This window comes from Kitasatospora atroaurantiaca, assembly GCF_007828955.1.
GTDB classification, from domain to species: domain Bacteria; phylum Actinomycetota; class Actinomycetes; order Streptomycetales; family Streptomycetaceae; genus Kitasatospora; species Kitasatospora atroaurantiaca.
Map to the genome: position 1 here is coordinate 1,044,829 of NZ_VIVR01000001.1, position 18,650 is coordinate 1,063,478.

Annotated in this window: 16 protein-coding genes; 8 read left to right on the forward strand and 8 right to left on the reverse strand. The window is 72.8% G+C overall.

Features of this window, described 5'->3' with window-relative positions; all coding sequences use genetic code 11:
• Positions 1-143 precede the first annotated feature (143 nt).
• From mmuM to FB465_RS04790, 6 genes are all read left to right on the forward strand, one after another.
• Positions 144-1,076, forward strand: a complete 933-nt coding sequence (mmuM, locus tag FB465_RS04765) for a homocysteine S-methyltransferase (RefSeq protein WP_145787875.1) — start codon at positions 144-146, stop codon at positions 1,074-1,076.
• 92 nt (positions 1,077-1,168) lie between these two features.
• Positions 1,169-1,933, forward strand: coding sequence for an IclR family transcriptional regulator (locus FB465_RS04770; protein ID WP_145787877.1), 765 nt, complete (start codon positions 1,169-1,171; stop codon positions 1,931-1,933).
• 344 nt (positions 1,934-2,277) lie between these two features.
• Positions 2,278-2,997: an MIP/aquaporin family protein gene (locus FB465_RS04775; RefSeq protein WP_145787879.1), complete on the forward strand. Its 720-nt coding sequence runs from the start codon at positions 2,278-2,280 to the stop codon at positions 2,995-2,997.
• 88 nt (positions 2,998-3,085) lie between these two features.
• A complete protein-coding gene (gene glpK / locus FB465_RS04780; protein ID WP_145787881.1) occupies positions 3,086-4,600 on the forward strand; it encodes a glycerol kinase GlpK in 1,515 nt (504 codons plus the stop codon).
• A 149-nt stretch (positions 4,601-4,749) separates the two neighbouring features.
• Positions 4,750-6,345, forward strand: a complete 1,596-nt coding sequence (locus tag FB465_RS04785) for a glycerol-3-phosphate dehydrogenase/oxidase (protein ID WP_145787882.1) — start codon at positions 4,750-4,752, stop codon at positions 6,343-6,345.
• Between the two features lie 120 nt (positions 6,346-6,465).
• Complete coding sequence (locus tag FB465_RS04790; protein ID WP_145787884.1) at positions 6,466-7,284, forward strand: DUF2182 domain-containing protein; 819 nt, start codon at positions 6,466-6,468, stop codon at positions 7,282-7,284.
• A gap of 65 nt (positions 7,285-7,349) precedes the next feature.
• Here FB465_RS04790 and FB465_RS04795 read toward each other — a convergent pair whose 3' ends face one another.
• From FB465_RS04795 to FB465_RS04805, 3 genes are all read right to left on the reverse strand, one after another.
• A complete protein-coding gene (locus FB465_RS04795; RefSeq protein ID WP_145787886.1) occupies positions 7,350-7,970 on the reverse strand; it encodes a DUF1326 domain-containing protein in 621 nt (206 codons plus the stop codon).
• Positions 7,971-8,063: 93 nt separating this feature from the next.
• Positions 8,064-9,458, reverse strand: coding sequence for a GntP family permease (locus FB465_RS04800; protein WP_211785721.1), 1,395 nt, complete (start codon positions 9,456-9,458; stop codon positions 8,064-8,066).
• A complete protein-coding gene (locus FB465_RS04805; RefSeq protein ID WP_145787888.1) occupies positions 9,455-9,994 on the reverse strand; it encodes a gluconokinase in 540 nt (179 codons plus the stop codon). Before FB465_RS04805 ends, FB465_RS04800 begins: the two co-directional genes overlap by 4 nt.
• A 137-nt stretch (positions 9,995-10,131) precedes the next feature.
• On the opposite strand from FB465_RS04805, the gene FB465_RS04810 reads away from it, so the two are divergent.
• Entirely contained in the window at positions 10,132-10,827 is a 696-nt protein-coding gene (locus tag FB465_RS04810) for a FadR/GntR family transcriptional regulator (protein ID WP_145787890.1), read from the forward strand.
• Between the two features lie 123 nt (positions 10,828-10,950).
• Positions 10,951-11,265 (forward strand): hypothetical protein, encoded by a 315-nt coding sequence (locus FB465_RS04815; RefSeq protein ID WP_145787892.1) that lies wholly within the window; start codon positions 10,951-10,953, stop codon positions 11,263-11,265.
• A gap of 80 nt (positions 11,266-11,345) precedes the next feature.
• On the opposite strand, the gene FB465_RS36675 is transcribed toward FB465_RS04815, so the two are convergent.
• The 5 genes from FB465_RS36675 to FB465_RS04835 all read right to left on the reverse strand — a co-directional run bounded on the left by FB465_RS36675 (position 11,346) and on the right by FB465_RS04835 (position 18,631).
• Complete coding sequence (locus tag FB465_RS36675) at positions 11,346-11,474, reverse strand: DUF6126 family protein (RefSeq protein WP_246192511.1); 129 nt, start codon at positions 11,472-11,474, stop codon at positions 11,346-11,348.
• Positions 11,471-13,126 carry a SulP family inorganic anion transporter gene (locus FB465_RS04820; RefSeq protein WP_145797135.1) on the reverse strand — a complete coding sequence of 552 codons (1,656 nt, stop codon included), beginning with the start codon at positions 13,124-13,126 and terminating at the stop codon, positions 11,471-11,473. The genes FB465_RS36675 and FB465_RS04820 overlap by 4 nt, the downstream gene beginning before the upstream one ends.
• Positions 13,127-13,206: 80 nt before the next feature.
• The gene (locus FB465_RS04825; RefSeq protein ID WP_145787893.1) at positions 13,207-13,554 is read right to left on the reverse strand and encodes an ArsR/SmtB family transcription factor; all 348 of its coding nucleotides are present in this window, start codon (positions 13,552-13,554) and stop codon (positions 13,207-13,209) included.
• Between the two features lie 2 nt (positions 13,555-13,556).
• Positions 13,557-13,748: a hypothetical protein gene (locus FB465_RS04830; protein WP_145787895.1), complete on the reverse strand. Its 192-nt coding sequence runs from the start codon at positions 13,746-13,748 to the stop codon at positions 13,557-13,559.
• A 311-nt stretch (positions 13,749-14,059) separates the two neighbouring features.
• The gene (locus tag FB465_RS04835; RefSeq protein ID WP_145787897.1) at positions 14,060-18,631 is read right to left on the reverse strand and encodes an ATP-binding protein; all 4,572 of its coding nucleotides are present in this window, start codon (positions 18,629-18,631) and stop codon (positions 14,060-14,062) included.
• Positions 18,632-18,650 lie beyond the last annotated feature (19 nt).

Sequence of the window (18,650 nt, forward strand, 5' to 3'; positions counted from 1 at the left end):
AACAACTTAGCGCAGACCTCCGACAACCGGCCACCGCATTTCCCCGGAGTCGGCCGGACGCCTCGCCTGGCGAGCCCGCTATCCGGCGCTGACCAGGGCCGTCCTAGAGTTCAGACAGCTGCCAAGACCTTCAGGAGGCGCTCGTGCCCGCCACTCCCCCCGCGCGCCCGGCCGGTTTCGCCGAGGCGCTCGCCGCCGGCCCGCTGGTGCTGGACGGCGGGCTCTCCAACCAGTTGGCGGACGCCGGGCACGATCTCTCGGACGAGCTGTGGTCGGCCCGGCTGCTGGCCGACGACCCGGCTGCGATCACCCGCGCCCACCTCGGCTACTTCGAGGCGGGCGCCGAGGTCGCCATCACGTCCAGCTACCAGGCCAGCTTCGAGGGCTTCGCCCGGCGGGGCGTCGGCCGCGCCGAGGCCGCCCGGCTGCTGGGCCGGAGCGTCGAGCTGGCCCGCGAGGCCGCCCGGCAGGCCGAGCCCACCCGCCCCCTCTGGGTGGCCGCCTCGGTGGGCCCGTACGGCGCGGTGCTGGCGGACGGCTCGGAGTACCGGGGCCGGTACGGCCTCAGCGAGGCGGAGCTCGAGCGGTTCCACCGGCCCAGGCTGGAGGCGCTGGCCGCAGCCGGGCCCGACGTGCTGGCGATCGAGACCGTCCCGGACGCGGACGAGGCCCGCACACTGCTGCGTGCCATCAGCGGGCTCGGGGTACCGGCCTGGCTCTCGTACAGCATCGAGGGCGACCGCACCCGGGCCGGGCAGCCGCTGGCCGAGGCGTTCGCGCTCGCCTCCGACGTGCCGGAGGTTCTCGCGGTGGGTGTGAACTGCTGCACCCCCGAGGACGCCGACCGGGCGGTGCGGATCGCCGCCGAGGTGACCGGCAAGCCGGTGGTGGTCTACCCGAACAGCGGGGAGCACTGGGACGCCGACGCCCGGGACTGGCAGGGCGGATCGACCTTCCGCCCGGAGCGGGTGGCGGCCTGGCTGGCCGACGGGGCGCGGCTGGTCGGCGGCTGCTGCCGGGTGGGTCCGGCGCAGATCTCCCGGCTCGCCGAGGCCGTGCGCGCCGGGGAGAACTGACCGGAAAGGTGCACGCGGCGCCTCCGGCCTGGCAGACTCATGGCGATACCACTGTGGTCGACAATGTCGACCGCCTGTCAGCGGAGGTGCGCATGCCCGGCCCGATCCAGTCGCTCTCCCGGGCCGCCGCGATCATGCGGCTACTGGCCGGTGGCGAGCGCCGGCTCGGCCTCTCCGAGGTGGCGACCTCGCTCGACCTCGCCAAGGGCACGGCGCACGGCATCCTCCGCACCCTTCAGATGGAGGGCTTCGTCGAGCAGGATCCGGAGAGCGGCAAGTACCAGCTCGGCGCGGAGCTGCTGCGCCTCGGCCAGAGCTATCTGGACGTGCACGAGCTGCGCGCCCGCGCCCTGGTCTGGGCCGACGACCTGGCCCGGGCCAGCGGCGAGACGGTCTACCTCGGGGTACTGCACCAGCAGGGCGTACTGATCGTCCATCACGTCTTCCGCCCCGACGACACCCGCCAGGTGCTCGAGGTCGGCTCGATGCAGCCGCTGCACAGCACCGCGCTGGGCAAGGTACTGCTGGCGTACGACCCGGTGGCCCGCGGCCAGCTGGGCGACGGGCCGTTCGAGGCGTACACCGCACGGACCCTCACCGACCCGGGCGACATAGACGCCGAGTGCGCGCTGATCCGGGAGCGCGGCTGGGCAGACGCCATCGAGGAGACCTGGGAGGGCGTGGCCTCGATCGGCGCGCTGATCCAGGACCGGCGGCGCAACCCGGTCGGCGCGGTGTGCATCAGCGGGGCCGTCGAGACGGTGTGCGAGGACGGCTTCGTCCGGCCCTCGCTGGTCGCCTCGGTACGCAGCGCAGCGCGCGCGATCTCGCGGGATCTGGGCGCGGGCCGGTTCTGACGCTCCTGACACTTCGCCAAGCCTTTGGCACGGATGGGTTTCGGCCTGTCCGCATGTTGGCGTTTTGTCCGCATTTCCGGCCATTCGAGCGCTAGCTTCTCCAGCACCGTCCGACCACTGCGAGTGATGGGTCACAGGTATGTCACCCGGCCTTGACGCGGAGGCTGCGAGAGGGGGAAGCTTCCGCATGGCGGTCGACATTGTCGAACGGCGTCCGGAGATCACCGAACAGCCACCGCCAGGGCGTGACCCAGGGACGGGATACGCCCGCCCGTCGCGGACTCCCCCACCGCGATGCACCCCTCCCCCACCCTGCTCCGGGCCATACGGACAAAGGAGTCTTTGTGTCCGCGTTCTCCAACGGCGACATCTTCGTCGGCGAAACTCTCGGCACCGCCGCTCTGATACTCCTCGGCGGTGGCGTCTGCGCCGCCGTCACCCTGAAGAAGTCGAAGGCCTTCAACGCCGGCTGGCTGGCGATCACCTTCGGCTGGGGCTTCGCGGTCCTTATTGCCGCGTACATGTCCGCACCCAAGTCCGGCGCCCACCTGAACCCCGCGGTCACCATCGCCCTCGCCGTGGAGAGCGGCGACTGGAGCAAGGTGCCGCTCTACATCGGCTCCCAGCTGTTCGGCGCGATCATCGGCGCCACGCTGGTCTGGGTCACCTACCTCGGCCAGTTCCAGGCGAACGAGGATCCGACCCTGGGCATCTTCTCGACCGGTCCCGAGATCCGGAACCCGATCCAGAACCTGCTCACCGAGATCATCGGCACCATGGTGCTCTGCCTGGGCATCCTCACCCAAGGCCTCAACAAGGGCCTCGGCCTCTCCGGCACCGGCATTCTGATCGTCGCCCTCACCGTGGTCGGCATCGGTCTCTCACTCGGCGGCCCGACCGGCTACGCCATCAACCCGGCCCGTGACCTCGGCCCGCGCATCGTGCACTCGCTGCTGCCGATTCCCAACAAGGGCGGCTCCGACTGGTCCTACGCGTGGATCCCGGTGGCCGGACCGCTCATCGGCGGCCTGCTGGCCGGCGGCCTGTACAACCTGGTCTTCTGAGCCCGTGTTTGCCTCAGGCCTGTGCAAGGGGACTGACCCATCGTCAGGCCCGCCCTTCCCCGAACCCTCATCCCGAGCCGAGGACTTCATGACTGCCAACTACATCGCCGCGATCGACCAGGGCACCACGTCCAGCCGCTGCATCATCTTCGGTGCCGACGGCCGGATCGTGGCCGTCGACCAGCAGGAGCACAGCCAGATCTTCCCCCAGCCGGGCTGGGTCGAGCACGATGCCGCCGAGATCTGGACCCGTGTGCAGTCCGTGGTCCGCGGCGCTCTCGAGAAGGCCGGCCTGACCAAGGACGACATCCGCGCCATCGGTATCACCAACCAGCGCGAGACCACCGTGCTGTGGGACAAGAACACCGGCAAGCCGGTCCACAACGCCCTGGTCTGGCAGGACACCCGCACCGAGGCGCTCTGCCGCGAGCTGGGCCGCAACGTGGGCCAGGACCGCTACCGCCGCGAGACCGGCCTCCCGCTGGCCAGCTACTTCGCCGGCCCGAAGATCCGCTGGCTGCTGGACAACGTCGAGGGCCTGCGCGAGCGTGCCGAGGCCGGCGACATCCTCTTCGGCACCATGGACACCTGGGTCATCTGGAACCTCACCGGTGGCGTCAACGGCGGAAAGCACGTCACGGACGTCACCAACGCCAGCCGCACCATGCTGATGAACCTGCACACCCTGGCCTGGGACGAGAAGATCGCCGAGTCGATGGACGTGCCGCTGGCCGTCCTCCCGGAGATCCGCTCCTCCGCCGAGGTCTACGGCCACGCCGTGGGCGACCTGGAGGGCGTCCCGGTCGCCTCCGCGCTCGGCGACCAGCAGGCGGCCCTCTTCGGCCAGACCTGCTTCGACGAGGGCGAGGCGAAGTCCACCTACGGCACCGGCACCTTCCTGCTGCTGAACACCGGTGAGAAGGTCGTCAACTCGTACCACGGCCTGCTGACCACCGTCGGCTACCGGATCGGCGACCAGGCCCCCGTGTACGCCCTGGAAGGCTCGATCGCCGTCACCGGCTCGCTGGTGCAGTGGCTGCGCGACCAGCTCGGCATCATCTCGACCGCCGCCGAGATCGAGACCCTGGCCTCCACGGTGGAGGACAACGGCGGCGCCTACTTCGTCCCGGCCTTCTCCGGCCTGTTCGCCCCGTACTGGCGCTCCGACGCCCGCGGTGTGATCGCCGGTCTGACCCGGTACGTGACCAAGGGCCACCTGGCCCGGGCCGTCCTGGAGGCCACCGCCTGGCAGACCCGCGAGGTCGTGGACGCCATGGAGAAGGACTCCGGCGTCGAGCTGACGGCCCTCAAGGTCGACGGCGGCATGACCTCCAACAACCTGCTGATGCAGAACATCGCCGACGTCCTGAACGCCCCGGTCGAGCGCCCGTACGTGGCCGAGACCACCGCGCTCGGCGCCGCCTACGCGGCCGGCCTCGCGGTCGGCTTCTGGCCGGACCTCGACACCCTGCGGGCCAACTGGCACCGTGCCGCCGAATGGACCCCCCGCATGGACGAGGCCACCCGGGAGCGCGAGTACAAGAAGTGGCTCAAGGCCGTGGAGCGCACCATGGGTTGGGTGGAGGAGGACGAGGAGAGCTGACCGTGCTGCCGGTCGGGGCCTGACCGGGCCCCGACCGGCGATCGTCGTTGCCGGCCTTGACCGAGGCCGGGCCCGGCCTCTCGCGAGGCCGTACCGCACATCGAGAGGAGAAACGGCGCGCCGCCCGCACCGGCCGCCGTGAACACACCATGGCAACCATCCCGACTCTGGGCGCCGGCCGCACCACCGGCCACGCCGCCTCCCGTGCCGAGACCCGCGAACTGCTGGGCAAGGCCACCTATGACCTGCTGGTGATCGGCGGCGGCATCCTCGGCACCGCCACCGCCTGGACCGCAGCCCAGTCGGGCCTCAAGGTCGCCATGGTCGACGCGGGCGACTTCGCCGGCGCCACCTCCAGCGCCTCCTCCAAGCTGGTCCACGGCGGTCTGCGCTACCTGCAGACCGGCGCGGTCAAGCTGGTCGCGGAGAACCACAAGGAGCGCCGCGCGCTGGCCACCGACGTGGCCCCGCACCTGGTCAACCCGCTGACCTTCTTCGTCCCGGTCTACAAGGGCGGCCCGCACGGCGCGACCAAGCTCGGCGCCGGCGTCTTCCTCTACTCGGCGCTGTCCGCCTTCCGCGACGGGATGGGCCGGGTCTCCACCGCCGCCCACGCCGCCCAGCAGGTGCCGGCGCTGCGCACCGAGGGCCTGCGCTCGGTCGCGGTCTACGGCGACCACCAGATGAACGACTCGCGCGTCGCCGTGATGACGGTACGTGCGGCCGTCGACGCCGGCGCCGTGGTGCTCAACCACGCCGAGGTGACGGGGCTGCGCTTCACCGGCACCCGGGTGACCGGTGCCGAGCTGAAGGACCGCCTGGACGGCACCGAGTTCGGCGTCAACGCCCGCCTGGTGCTCAACGCCACCGGCCCGTGGGTCGACCACCTGCGCAAGATGGAGGACGCGGGCGCCGCGCCCAGCATCCGCCTCTCCAAGGGCGCGCACGTGGTGGTCAAGCGCCGTACGCCGTGGCGCGCGGCCCTCACCATCCCGATCGACAAGTACCGCGTCTCCTTCGCCATCCCGTGGGAGGACCACGTCCTGCTCGGTACGACGGACGAGGAGTACACCGGCGACCCGCAGGACGTGCGCGCCACCGAGGCCGACATCGACCAGATCCTGGACGAGGCCGGGCACGCCATCAAGGACGAGCACCTCGACCGCGACCTGATCACGTACGCCTTCGCGGGCCTGCGCGTGCTGCCCGGCGGCCCGGGTGACACCGCCGCCGCCAAGCGCGAGACCGTGGTCACCGAGGGCCGCGGCGGCATGCTGTCGGTCGCGGGCGGCAAGTGGACGACGTACCGTCACATCGGCCGCACCGTGCTCGACAAGCTGGCGCACGTGCCCGGTACCGGACTGGCCGAGGACATGTCGGCGATCCCCGCGACCGTCCCGCTGCCGGGTGTCGGTGCGCCGAACGCCGTCGCGCACCGCCTGCTGATCGACCGTGAGCCCGGCTCGCGGATGGAGCCGCTGGTCGCCAAGCACCTGGCCAGCCACTACGGCACGCTCTCCTTCGAGATCGCGCACCTGATCGCCGAGCACCCCGAGCTGGGCGACCCGATCCACCCGGACGGCCCGGACGTCTGGGCCCAGGTCGCGTACGCCGCCGACAACGAGTGGGCCTACACGCCGGACGACGTCCTGCGCCGCCGCACCACGATGACGGTCCGCGGCCTGGACACGCCGGAGATCCGGCAGCAGGTCGAGGCCTTCCTCGCGGAGCGCAAGCAGGGCTGAGCAAGGCACGCGGAGCGAAGGGCGGGTACCCGACCGGGTGCCCGCCCTTCCCGCGTTCTCGCCGGGTTTCCCCGGCGGAGGGTTCCGTGCTGTCCTGGAGAGGGGCCCAGGAGGTGGGCCATGCTGTACACGCGGAACACGGCCGCGACACGCACACCGCTGCAGAGCCCGATCCGGTCGGGGACTCTCCTCCCGGTCCGGGATCTCGCGATCGCCTGGGCCCTGATCCTGCTGATCGCGGCGCTCGCCTGGGTCCTCACCATCGGACAGGCCCGGGACATGGGCATCGAGCCCGGCACGATGGGCATGGCGCTGCCGGCCTTCCTGCTGCTCTGGGTCGCCATGATGGCCGCGATGATGCTGCCGTCCGTCGCGCCGGTGGCCGTGACCTGGGCGAAGGCCATCGTCCGCCGGTCGCCCGGAGTGGCGGGCGCGGCGCGGACGGCCGAGTTCCTCGCGGGCTACCTGCTCGTCTGGGCGGCCTTCGGGCTGCTCGCCTACGGCGGCCTCGCGCTCACCGGCGGCCTGGTCGACCGGCACCCCGACGCGGGCCGCTGGATCGGCGTCGTGGCTTTCGGGCTCGCCGGGCTGTACCAGTTGGGCCCGCTCAAGTACGTCTGCCTGCGGCACTGCCGCAGTCCGATGGCCCAGCTGATGCACTACTCGAGTTGGCGGCCATGGGCCCGGGACCTGCGGGTGGGGCTGCACCACGGCGGCTACTGCCTCGGCTGCTGCTCGGGGCTGATGGTGGTGCTGATCCCGCTGGGCGTCATGAACATCGCGGCAATGGCGGGGCTGGCCGTGGCGATCTTCCTGGAGAAGCTGTGGCGGTACGGGCCCGTGCTCGCCCGGGTGGTGGGAATCGGATTCCTGGTGCTCGCCGTGCTCGCACCGTTCCAGGACTGGCTGCTGCCGGGGCTGCAGATGACACAGATGTGAGTCGCGGACGTGGAAGAGGAGGCCTGCGGAATCCGCGGCCTCCTCGGCAGTAGCACCGCGAGCGCTCATACGCGTCCGTGGACGGCCCCTTCCTCCTCGCTGCTGAAGACGAAGTCGGCCCGCTCGCCGTAGTCCCCGTTGAAGCTCAGACCGAAGGCGTCCGAGCTGCCCGTGGACTTGCCGACCTGGTACTCGGGGGCGAAGCCGAACATCGCGTTCTTGATCGTCGTCGGAGTCCCGTCCATTCCCTTCAACGCCTCGAACGAGACCTCGCTGCGCCCCTCGACGCGGAATCCCGGCGTCTCCCCGTCGGTGAGGGACACACCGGCCCGCTCCATTCCGAGGTACTCACCGAAGAACTGCGCGAGTTCGCCGAACGGCCCGCCCTCCCGGCCCGAGACGAGCCGTTCGAGCGCACCGGCCTGCTCGTCGCTGGCGCCGCTGTCGACGACCAGCCCGACCTTCCAGTCGCCCGCAGTCAGGTGCGACGGGAAGAGGTTGTAGAAGGCGAAGTCGACACCGGACAGGTCCAGGTCGTCGAGATTGCCCTCGTTGATGTGAAAGACAGCTGCACCACGGCACTCGGTACCGCCCTGCGCGTCCCTGGGCTGCGCGTCGACCGCACATCCGCAGATCACGGCGCACGAACAGGCCGCGACGTAGTTGCCGGAGATCGTGTACGTCATAGCTGCTCTCCCCACGCTCTTCGTCTTTCAACGCTAGGCACGCCGCCCCCGGGGTGTAAACCTCAGCAGGGCGGGGGCGGCGCAGCGGTCGGGCTAGACGACCAGGCTCAGCGGCATGATCAGCGCGATGGCGACGACGGAGATGACCGTCTCCATCACCGACCATGACTTCAGGGTCTGGCCGACGCTCATCCCGAAGTACTCCTTGACCAGCCAGAACCCGGCGTCGTTCACGTGCGAGAAGAACAGTGAACCGGCGCCGATCGCGAGGACCAGCAGCGCCGCGTGCGTGCTGGACATGCCGACCGCGAGCGGGGCGACGATGCCGGCCGCGGTGATGGTGGCGACGGTGGCCGAGCCGGTGGCGAGCCGGATCAGGACGGCGATCAGCCAGCCGAGCAGCAGCGCGGAGATGTGCCACTTGGCGGACCAGGTGCTGACCGCGTTGCCGACCCCGACGTCGATCAGGGTCTGCTTGAAGCCGCCACCCGCGCCGACGATGAAGACGATGCCCGCGATCGGTCCCAGCGACTTCTCGACCGTGGTGGAGATCCGCGCCTTGCTGAAGCCTGCGGCCCGGCCGAGGGTCAGCATGCCCAGCAGGACGGCGGCCAGCAGGGCGATCAGCGGCGAGCCGACGAAGTCGAGGACGCGCTGCGGCCCTGCCTTGGGGTCGTCGATCACCACGTCGGCCAGTGCCTTGCCGAGCATCAGGACGACGGGCAGCAGGATCGTCGCGAGGACCGCGGCTAATCTCGGGGTGCGCTGGTGCTGCCCGGTCTCGACGGGCGTGGTCTCGGCCGGGAGCTCGAGCGGGCCGACCCAGCGCTCGGCGACGCGGGCGAACAGCGGGCCCGCGACGATCAGGGTGGGGACGGCGATCAGCAGGCCGAGGGCGAGGGTGACACCGAGGTCCGCCTTCAGTGCGTCCACCGCGACCAGCGGCCCGGGGTGCGGCGGGACCAGGCCGTGCAGGACCGAGAGGCCGGCCAGGGCCGGGATGCCGATCCGCATCAGCGGCAGGTTCCCCCGGCGGGCGACCAGCAGCACGATCGGGATCAGCAGGACGACACCGACCTCGAAGAACAGCGGCAGGCCGAGGACCGCCGCGATCAGCGCCATCGACCAGGGCAGCATGCGCCTGCTGGAGCGGCTCAGCACGGTGTCCGCGATGATGTTGGCCCCGCCGGAGTCGGCGAGCAGCTTGCCCAGCATCGCGCCCAGCCCGATCAGCAGGCCGACGCCGCTGACGGTGGCTCCGAAACCGGTGACGAAGCTGCTGGTGAGCTTGTCGAACGGGGCGCCCGCCACCGCGGCGAGCACGCCGGAGCCCAGCGTCAGGGCGAGGAAGGGGTGCAGCTTCAGCTTGGTGATCAGCAGCACGATCACACCGATGCTGAGCAGGACCGCGACCAGCAGCTGGGCGTCGCTGTCGGTGTGCGGCAGGGCCGGTGGGGCGGCCGCGAGCAGGGTGGCGGGGGTCGTCACGCGAGGTCTCCATTGACGGGCCGCAGCAGTGCCGCGGCCAGCTCGACGAGCTGTTCGGGGGTGTGGGCGACGTCCAGCACCACGCCGTGCTCGTCCGGCTGGAGCGGTTCGAGCGTGGCGTACTGGGAGTCGAGCAGCGAGGCGGGCATGAAGTGGCCGGCCCGGTGGGCGAGCCGGTCCTCGACCAGGCCGTGTCCGCCGCTCAGATGCAGGAAGAACGCGCCCGGGCAGTGGGTCCGCAGGATGTCGCGGTACTGCCGCTTGAGCGCCGAGCAGGTGACCACTCCCCCCGTCCCGGCCTGCGCCCGTCCGCCCAGCCACCCGCCGAGAGCGTGCAGCCACGGGGAGCGGTCCCGGTCGTCGAGCGGGGTGCCGGCCGACATCTTGGCGATGTTGGCCGGCGGGTGGAAGTCGTCCGCCTCGGCGTACGGGAGGCCGAGGCGTGCGGCGAGCAGTCGGGCGACGGTGGTCTTACCGACTCCGGAGACGCCCATCACCACGATGGTCGGCCGGTGCTCCTCGACGCTGAGAGCCATGGGTGGTGCTCCTGTTCTGCCTGATCCGGTGCAACCTTGGCCTAAAGGTATGACTTATTTAAGCCTTAGAAACATAATCGTCATACTTTCCATGTCGCACGAGGGATGGTCCCAGCCTCGGCCTCTAATCTGGACGGATGGACATCCAGGGCCTGCCCGGCCGACTTCTCGCAGACCTCGGACCGGCCATCGCATCCGGCGAGATCCCGGCGGGCACGGTCCTGCGCAGCGAGGAGCTCGAGGCGAAGTACGGGGTGTCCCGGACGGTGGTCCGCGAGGCGGTGCGGATCCTGGAGTCGATGCGGCTGGTCACGTCGAAGCGGCGGGTGGGCATCACGGTTCAGCCCAAGTCGGACTGGGACGTCTTCGACCCGCTGGTGATCCGCTGGCGGCTGGCCGGTACGGACCGCTCGGCGCAGTTGCGCTCGCTCGGCTCGCTGCGGGTCGCGATCGAGCCGGCCGCGGCGGCACTGGCGGCCCGTCAGGCGACCGACGACCAGCGGCGGGAGCTCGGCGCACTGGCCGTCGAACTCACCGTCACCGCCCGCGCCGCCGATCTGGAGACCTTCCTGAAGCACGACATCGCCTTCCACGCGACCGTCCTGCGGGCATCGGGGAACGAGATGTTCGCCCACCTCGGCGACACGGTCGGGGCGGTGCTGACCGGGCGGACGGAGCATCACCTGATGCCGCATCAGCCCAAGCCGTACGCGGTGAAGCTGCACCGGGAGGTGGCGGACGCGATCTGCGCGGGCGACGCCGAGCAGGCCGAGCGGGCGATGCGCACGATCGTGGTGGGGGCGCTCGACGAGCTGGACGCGACCCTCGGCTGAGCCGCCTGCCCGGTTTGCGAGGGATTCGACGCTTTGCGGGCATGATCCGGGCCGCCCGGGGCAGGCTGTTGCCCGGGGGTGCGCCGTGCGCCGCCGTACGCCGTCTGCGCCTGGGGGTCGCCGATGTCCGCCGCACGCCGCCGTTTACCCGACGAGGTCCGGGCCGCCGCCGTACGGGCGTGGCTGTTCCTCTCGTGCACGCTGGTGAGTCTGACGGTGGCGACGCTGGCCTCGTACGCGCACAGCGGGCTGCTGACTCCGGCCCTGCTGGCCAGCGGCCTCGGAGTGTTCGGGACGACCTGGTGCCTGCTGGAGATCATGATCTCCCGTCAGATCGCCGCCCAGCGCAGGCGCGGGCCCGGCTCGGCCTCGCCGCTGGCGGGGAGCCGGGAGCGCGGACGGCGCCCGGGCATACGCCGGGCGCCGCTTCGAGGCTGATCCTCCGGTCGCAGGTCAGCCGCGCCTTTCCACCGCGAAGCCGTACTGCTCGGGCCGGCGGCGCTCGGCTGTGGGCCGGCTCAGCGCTTGCCGAGGGTGAAGAGCAGGATCATGAAGCCCGCCCACACGTGGGTCGCCGCGATGTAGATGACGGCGCGGATCATCATCGACTTTCGCTTGCTCTTCTCGTCCGCCTTGGCGTCGCTCATCGCGGGGCTCCTTGGTTCTCGGTGGCTTCGGCGGTCCCGACGGGCAGGATACCTGTGCGGTGCAGCTGGGCCCGGGCGTGGGCGATCGCCTCGGGCGTGGTCCCGAAGACCTGGCCGTCGGCTCTCAGCTCGCCCAGCACGTCGAGGGCGTCGAGGGTGCGCAGATGCTCCTCGCGCACCCCGGAGACCAGGACCGTCACATGCCGCCGGCGCAGCTTGCCGATCACGTCGCCCAGCACCAGCGCCCCGGTCGCGTCGATCGCCGTGACCCGGGAGAGCCGCAGGATGACCACCTTGACGTTGCTGGCCTCGGCGAGTTCGAGCAGGAAGCTGTGGGCGGCGGCGAAGAACATCGGGCCGTCGATCCGGTACGCCACCATGTGCTCCGCGAGCAGTTCCTGCTCCTCGCGGTGGTGGTCGGCGGGCGGCAGCCCTTCGTGGAGGGCCACCTTGGTGAGACCGGCCGTCCGGGCGACCTGGCGCAGCGCCAGCACGCCGGCCACCACCAGCCCGGCGATCACCGCGGTGACCAGATCGAAGGCCAGCGTGGCAGCGGCGGTGAGCAGCAGCACGGCCGCCTCCCCGCGACCGGCTCTGGCCAGCGCCCGCAGCGACCCGACCTCCACCATCCGGACGGCCGTGGCGATCAGCACGCCCGCCAGCGCGGCCAGCGGGATGCCCGACACCAGCGGGGCGGCCGCGAAGACCACGGCCGCCAGGACGACCGCATGGATCAGCGCGGCCAGGCGGGAGGCGGCGCCGGAGCGGACGTTGACCGCCGTCCGGGCTATCGCGCCGGTGGCGGCGACGCCGCCGAACAGCGGGGCGACCAGGTTGGCCACGCCCTGGCCGAAGAGCTCGCGGTCACCGTCGTGTCGTTCGGAGACCGTCATGGCGTCGGCCGCGGTCGCCGACATCAGCGACTCCAGGGCTGCCAGGGCCGCGACCGCCAGGGCCGAGGTGGCCAGGGCCGGCACGGCGCCCGCATCGAAGAAGCCGAACGAGGGCATCGGCAGCCCGGCCGGCAGGTGTCCGATGGTGGCCACGTCCAACTCGGCGACACCGGTGACCACCGTCGCGGCGACCACGGCGAGCAGCGAGAACGGGACTCCCGGACGGAGCCGGCCGCCCACCAGCATGACCAGCGCCACCCCCGCCGCCACGGCGAGCGAGGCGAGGTGCGGACCGGACGAGAAGTCGGCGACCGCGTGCGCGGCGCTCACCACGACGTTCTCCCCGCCGCGCGGCGCGACGCCCAGCGCGGCGGGCACCTGCTGAAGCCCGATCACCCCGGCGATGCCGACCGTGAAGCCTTCCACCACGGGCGCGGGCACGTACGCCATGTACCGGCCGGCACCGGCCAGTGCCAGCAGGATCAGCAGCACTCCGGCCAGCAGACCCACCGTCAGGACACCGGACGCGCCGTACTCGTGGACGATCGGGACGAGGACCACGGTCATGGCCCCGGTCGGCCCGCTGACCTGGAGGTTCGAGCCGCCGAAGACCGCGGCGAGTGCCCCGGCCACCACCGCGGTGGCCAGCCCGGCCTGGGCCCCGGCGCCCGAGGCGACGCCGAAGCCGAGGGCGAGCGGGAGAGCGACGATCGCGACGGTCAGGCCCGCCAGCAGGTCCCGGCGCGGGGAACGGGCCATCGTGGCCAGCGTCCGGCGGTTCGGCAGGACGGCGAGGACGCGGTCGGCGCTACGGCGGCCGAGGGCACCGTACGCCGCACTCACCGGCGTGTTCCGCGGACTTCGCCGCCGCGCAGCTCGGCCAGCAGCTCCCCCTGGTCGGCGATCATGTCGGTGAGGATCCGGCGGGCGGCACGGAGCAGTTCGGCGACGTCCGGGGTGCTCAGGGCGTAGACCACGGTGTTGCCCTCGCGGGTGGCGGTGACCAGCTGGGTGCGGCGCAGGACGGCGAGCTGCTGGGAGAGGCTGGAGGCCTCGATGTCGATCTCGGCGAGCAACTCGCGGACGGGGCGCGGGCCGTCCTGGAGCAGTTCGAGCACTCGTATACGGGCCGGGTGGCCGAGAGTGCGGAAGAACTCCGCCTTGGCCTGGTACAGCGGGACCGGCATGCTCAGTCCTCGTCCTCTTCCTCGGGGGTGTGCGGCAGCTCGATGCCGTGGTGGGCGGCGATCCGGAGCAGCCCGGTGATGCGGCCGCGGTACGCGTCCACGCCGTCCTCGTCCCCGGCCTCACGGGCTGCCGCCAGCGCTAGGCGTGCCTGGGCGAGCTGCTCGCGCAGCTCCTGGTCGAACACGTCTGCCACAGCCGCCTCCGATGCCGGTATGGGCTACAGCATCTATGAATATGAAGAATTCTTCAACTCTTCCTCGACTCCCCACGACCGGCCGGTCGGCGTCGGTCAGGAAGCTACGGAGTGGGTACTGTCCGATGCATCGTCAAATCCCCCTCGACGAAGCACGATCCGAGCGGACAGCTGCCTCGACCTTACCTCTCCGGGCCGGTCACACCCGGTGAACCTCGGCCGTCGCCCGAGGCAAGAGGGAGCGCGCGGGTCGCAGACGGCGCACGGTTCTCCTCAGCGCTCCGCGCCGCGCCGTCCGGCCTCCCGCCGGTTCACTCGGGCACTCCCACCGGGACGTCGGCCGGGCGCTTGAACATCCGGGTGGCGGTGATCTCGCCGTGGACGGCCGGGCCGTCCGGGTCCTGCGGGGCGGGCAGACCGGGGCGCAGGTGCTCCTCCACCGAGATGTACTTGAGTCCGGCCCGCAGGTCGGCGTCGTTGCGGAGCCGGATGACCAGCGGGAACTCGGCGAGCGCGGTGGTGTCGAAGAGGCCGGTGGTGTAGATCAGCTGGACGCCGAGGGCGTCGGCCACGGCGCGCTGGAGCTCCAGCAGGTACGTGGCGTTGGCGCGGCCGATCGGGTTGTCGAGGAAGAGCGTGCCGGCGTGGCGCAGCTGGGACTGGCCCCGGTCGTTGGCGCGCAGGGCGGCCATCGTGCAGTACAGGGCGATGGCGGCGGTGAGCAGCTGGCCGCCGGAGAAGACGTCCGACATCTGGCCCACGCTCACCCGCTCGGCGCGCAGCACGGCGTCCGGCTTGAGGATCTCGACGCTCACGCCCTTCGGGCCGATCGCGGCCGCGACGCCGCGGAGCAGGAGTGACATGCCGTCACGGCGCAGGTCGGAGTTCTTGCGGACGGCGGCGCGGGTGGCCTCGTCGATCACCTCGCCGAGGCGCTCGACCAGCACAGCGTGGTCCGGGTCCTCGAAGCGGATCCGCAGGAACTCCTGGCCGGACCACTCCCCCAGGCCCTCGGGTAGGCGGGAGAGCCGCTGGGCGGCCCGGAGCGTGGTGAGCGAGCTCTCGACCAGGCCGCGCAGGCGGTCGACGATGCTGCCGCGGTTCCGCTCCAGCTGTTCCAACTCGTCGGAGAGCACCCGGAGTCGGGGCGCGAAGGCGGTGGCCCAGGCGGCGGCGTGGTCGGGCAGGGAGGCGGCCGGGAGCTCGCGGATCTGCTGCCGGGCCGGGGTGCGGACGGCCTCGTAGCGGGCCGCGTTGGCGTGCCGGATCAGGGCGTCGGAGGCGTCGCGGACGGCGAGTTCGGCGGCGGTGAGCTCGGTGGCCGCCGCGCGCAGGGTACGCCGGGTGTCGGCGGCCGCCCCGCGGGCCTCGGCCAGGCTGCCGAGGTACGGCTCGGCAGCCTGCTCGGGCTCGTCCGGGTGGTGGTCGCGCAGGCCGTCGCGGAGCTGGGCGGCCGTCTCGTCGAAGTCCGCGGCGGCGCTCTGTGCGGCGTCCAGGGTGCGCTGCAGGTCGGCGTGCTCGGTACGGGCGGTCTCCAGCCGCTCCCGGCGCTCGGCGAGCCGGGTGGTGGCGGTGCGGAGCAGGACCTGGGCGTGCTCGGGGTCGGTGGGGACGAGGTCCTCGGGCAGCTCGGTGTGGGCCTCGCCGCTGGCGGGGGCGGAGCGTTCGGCCTCGCCGCGCAGGCGGCCGAGCTGCTCGCTGGCGGTGGCGGAGCGGGCCTCGATGGTGGCGACCAGCTCCTCGGCGCGGGCGGCGGCCGCCTGGCGGGCCGGGCCGTCGGCTCCGTCGGGGCTGGCGAGCAGCTCCTCGGCGCGGGTGCGCACCTTGTTGGTGAGGCGGTCGAGTTCGGTGGCGGCGGCCGCTTCGTCGCCCTCGGCGCGGGCCTGCTCGGCGCGCAGGTCGGCGCCGACGCCGACCTTCTCGTAGAGCTGGGAGGCGGCGCGGTAGGCCTCGCGCAGGGCGGGCAGGGAGGCGGGGGCCTCGGCCGGCTCGACGGTGTCGGAGACGGCGGAGAGCTCGGCACGCTCGGCCCGCAGGGTCCGGGCGGTGCGGCGGGCGTCGTCGGCGGCGCGCTGGGCGGCGCGGCGGTCCTCGTCGCAGGTACGGGCCCGCTCGGCGCAGGCGGCCTGGCGGCGCTCGCACTCGGCGGCGTCCTCGGCGAGTTCGCGCAGGCGGCGCGTCCAGTTGGCGCGCTCACGCAGGCGGAAGGCGAGGCCGGCCAGGGCGTCGGCCCGGCGGCGGGCCCGCTGGGCAGCCTCGCGGCGCTCCTCGTGGGCGTACGCGGCGGCGGCGTGGTCGGTCTCGGCCTCGGCGTGCTCGGCGCGCAGGGTGGCCAGCTCGGCGGCGGCGGTCTCGGCGTGCAGAGCCGCTTCTCGGGCGGCCTCGGTGAGTTCGGCCAGGGTGCCGGGCGGGCACTGGGCGTGCCAGGAGGCCAGGCGGGCGGCGAGGGCTCGGTCGCCGCCGAGCCGGGCGGCGAGTTCGCGGATGTGCTCCTCGCGGGCGGTGGCGCGGGTGCGCAGCTCGCGGCGCTCGTCGTCGGCGGCGCGTTCGTCGTGCATGGCCGGGTTCGGCGGCACCAGGAAGAACGGCGGCTCGTCGGCGATCGGTGCGATCAGCGCGGCGGCGGTGCCGACGGCGACGGTCGAGCGCGGCAGCAGAGCGGCCGCCTGGAGGGTATCGCGGGCGCGCTCCAGCGAGCCCGGGTCGGTGACGACGACACCGTCGACCAGTTCGGGGCGGGCCGCCAGGATCGCGTCGTGGTCGGCCGGGTCGACGGACTGGGCGAGGTAGCGCCAGCCGGGCAGGGCGGGGATGCCGTGCTCGCCGAGGTACTCGACGGTGGCCAGCACGTCCGGCCCCGGCGGCAGCAGGCCGCCGTCGCCGAGGGCGGCGAGGATGCGGGAGTCGTCGGCGGCGGCCGTACGCAGGTCGAAGAGGGTGCGCTCGGCGGTGGCGACGTTCTGGTCGAGCTGCTCGCGGAGGTCCTCGGCGGCCGTGTCGAGGACCTCCGGGGTCAGGAACCCCTCCCCTTCGTCGGCGCCTTCCTGGTAGGGGGTCAGGGCGAGCAGCTCGGCGAGGCGGGGTTCGGCGGCGAGCTGGGCGGCGGTGCGCCGCTCGGCGGCGAGGGCGCGCTGGGCTGCCGTACGGGCGTCGGTGGCGCGGGCGGCGGCCAGTTCGGCGCGGGCCTCGGCAGCGGCGGTCTCGCGGACCCGGGCGGCGGACTGTTCGGCGGCGGCGCGGGCCTGCTCGAGCGCGGCGGTGGCGGCCTTCTCCTCGTCCGAGGCCTGCAGGGCTGCCCGGGCCGGGTCCGGGTCGTCCGTGCCGGCATCGATCCAGCCGGCCTCGACGGCGGCCTGGGTCTCCTGCTCGACCTCGGCGAGGCGCTGGCGCAGGTGCTCGGCCTCGCTGCGGGCCTTCTGGGCGGCGGTCGCTGCGGCGGTGGCCTCGGTCTGGGCGGCGGCGCCGTCCGACTGCAGCTCGCCGGCCCGCAGCTCCTCCTGGTCGGCCCGGGTCTCGGCGGCCAGGGCGGCGGTCTCCAGGGCACGCGCGAGCGCACCGGCGGCCTGGGCGCGGGCGGCGAGCGCGGGGGCGGCGTCGAGCTCGGCCTCGCGGATGGCGACGGCGACCCTGGCCGCCCGGTCGGCGGCGGCGCGGTGCCGCAGCACCGCCTCGGCGGCCTGCCAGGCGGAGTGCAGAGTGCGGGCCTCGGTGAGCTCGCGGCGCAGCGCGGCGGCTTCGGTGGTGGCGGCGGCGAGGCCGAGGGTGGCGTGACGGTAGGTCAGCTCGGCGGTGATCAGCGAGTGCCGGGTGCGGTCGCTCTCGGCGGCGGTGACGGCGCTCGCGGCGGCCGCGACCTCGATCGCGAGGTCGTGCGCGCGCTCGCGCTCGGCGGCGCCGCGGGCGGAGAGCGCGTGGACCAGGCGGCGGGTGCGGCGCTCGGCGGTGCGGTGGGTCTCACGGACGGACTCGCGGGCGGCGGTGGCCTCGACGATCCGCTGGAGCAGCTCCAGCGAGCCGCCGGTGAAGTCGCGTTCGGCGGTGAGCTCGGCGCGGCGGCCGAGCTTGGCGGCGAAGCCGTGGACCAGGTCGGCCAGGCCGTCGGTGTCGCGGGTGTCGGTGACGGCCCGCAGCAGCAGGTCGGTGAAGTCGGCGTCGTGCTTGACCGCGAAGAGGCCGGCCGCCTCGCCCTCGTCGGCGTTCATCTCGCGCTGGTAGCGGAAGAGCTCGGGGTCGAGGCCGAGGTCGCCGAGGTGCTCGTTCCAGCGGTCGTGGATGTCCTCGAAGACCAGGTCGAGGTACGGGTAGGCCTTGCCGGCCTCGGTCAGCGCGTCGCGGAAGCCCTTCATGGTGCGGCGGCGGCCGCGGGCCTTCTGGTCACCGCTCAGGCTGATCCGCTCGGCGACCGGGAGGGAGTCCAGGGTGAGGCCGGGGCCGGGCCGGAAGGAGTACCAGGTCTCGGCGAACTTCCGCGGGTCGGAGGAGACCTGGCGGCCGCGCCACTCGCTGACCTTGCCGACCACGATCAGCTCGCCGGTGACGGTGTGCTGCCACTCCAGTGCGACGTGGCCGCAGTCGTCCGCGAGCAGGAACTTGCGGAGCACACCGGAGCTGGCGCCGCCGAGGGTGTTGCGGTGGCCGGGGAGCATCACCGAGAAGATCAGCTTGAGCAGGACGGACTTGCCGCCGCCGTTCTCCAGGAAGAGCACACCCGCCGGGGCCGGGCGGCGCGGCGGGCCCTCGGGCTCCTCGCCGAACAGGCCGGGCTGCTGGGGGGCCGGGTCGGCCACCGGCTCGCCGACGCCGCGCAGGTCGAGCACCGTGTCGGCGTAGCGGGCGCCGGCCGGTCCGATGGAGTACAGGCGGACCCGGTTGAGCTCGTACATGAAGGGATCTTTCCTGGAC

What these genes read in the sequence shown, in the direction of transcription:
- FB465_RS04770 (WP_145787877.1), top strand. Translation starts at nt 1,169, where the DNA reads ATGCCCGGCCCGATCCAGTCGCTCTCCCGGGCCGCCGCGATCATGCGG.
- glpK (WP_145787881.1), top strand. Translation starts at nt 3,086, where the DNA reads ATGACTGCCAACTACATCGCCGCGATCGACCAGGGCACCACGTCCAGC.
- FB465_RS04785 (WP_145787882.1), top strand. Translation starts at nt 4,750, where the DNA reads ATGGCAACCATCCCGACTCTGGGCGCCGGCCGCACCACCGGCCACGCC.
- FB465_RS04790 (WP_145787884.1), top strand. Translation starts at nt 6,466, where the DNA reads ATGCTGTACACGCGGAACACGGCCGCGACACGCACACCGCTGCAGAGC.
- FB465_RS04795 (WP_145787886.1), bottom strand. Translation starts at nt 7,970, where the DNA reads ATGACGTACACGATCTCCGGCAACTACGTCGCGGCCTGTTCGTGCGCC.
- FB465_RS04805 (WP_145787888.1), bottom strand. Translation starts at nt 9,994, where the DNA reads ATGGCTCTCAGCGTCGAGGAGCACCGGCCGACCATCGTGGTGATGGGC.
- FB465_RS04810 (WP_145787890.1), top strand. Translation starts at nt 10,132, where the DNA reads ATGGACATCCAGGGCCTGCCCGGCCGACTTCTCGCAGACCTCGGACCG.
- FB465_RS04815 (WP_145787892.1), top strand. Translation starts at nt 10,951, where the DNA reads ATGTCCGCCGCACGCCGCCGTTTACCCGACGAGGTCCGGGCCGCCGCC.
- FB465_RS36675 (WP_246192511.1), bottom strand. Translation starts at nt 11,474, where the DNA reads ATGAGCGACGCCAAGGCGGACGAGAAGAGCAAGCGAAAGTCGATGATG.
- FB465_RS04820 (WP_145797135.1), bottom strand. Translation starts at nt 13,126, where the DNA reads ATGGCCCGTTCCCCGCGCCGGGACCTGCTGGCGGGCCTGACCGTCGCG.
- FB465_RS04825 (WP_145787893.1), bottom strand. Translation starts at nt 13,554, where the DNA reads ATGCCGGTCCCGCTGTACCAGGCCAAGGCGGAGTTCTTCCGCACTCTC.
- FB465_RS04835 (WP_145787897.1), bottom strand. Translation starts at nt 18,631, where the DNA reads ATGTACGAGCTCAACCGGGTCCGCCTGTACTCCATCGGACCGGCCGGC.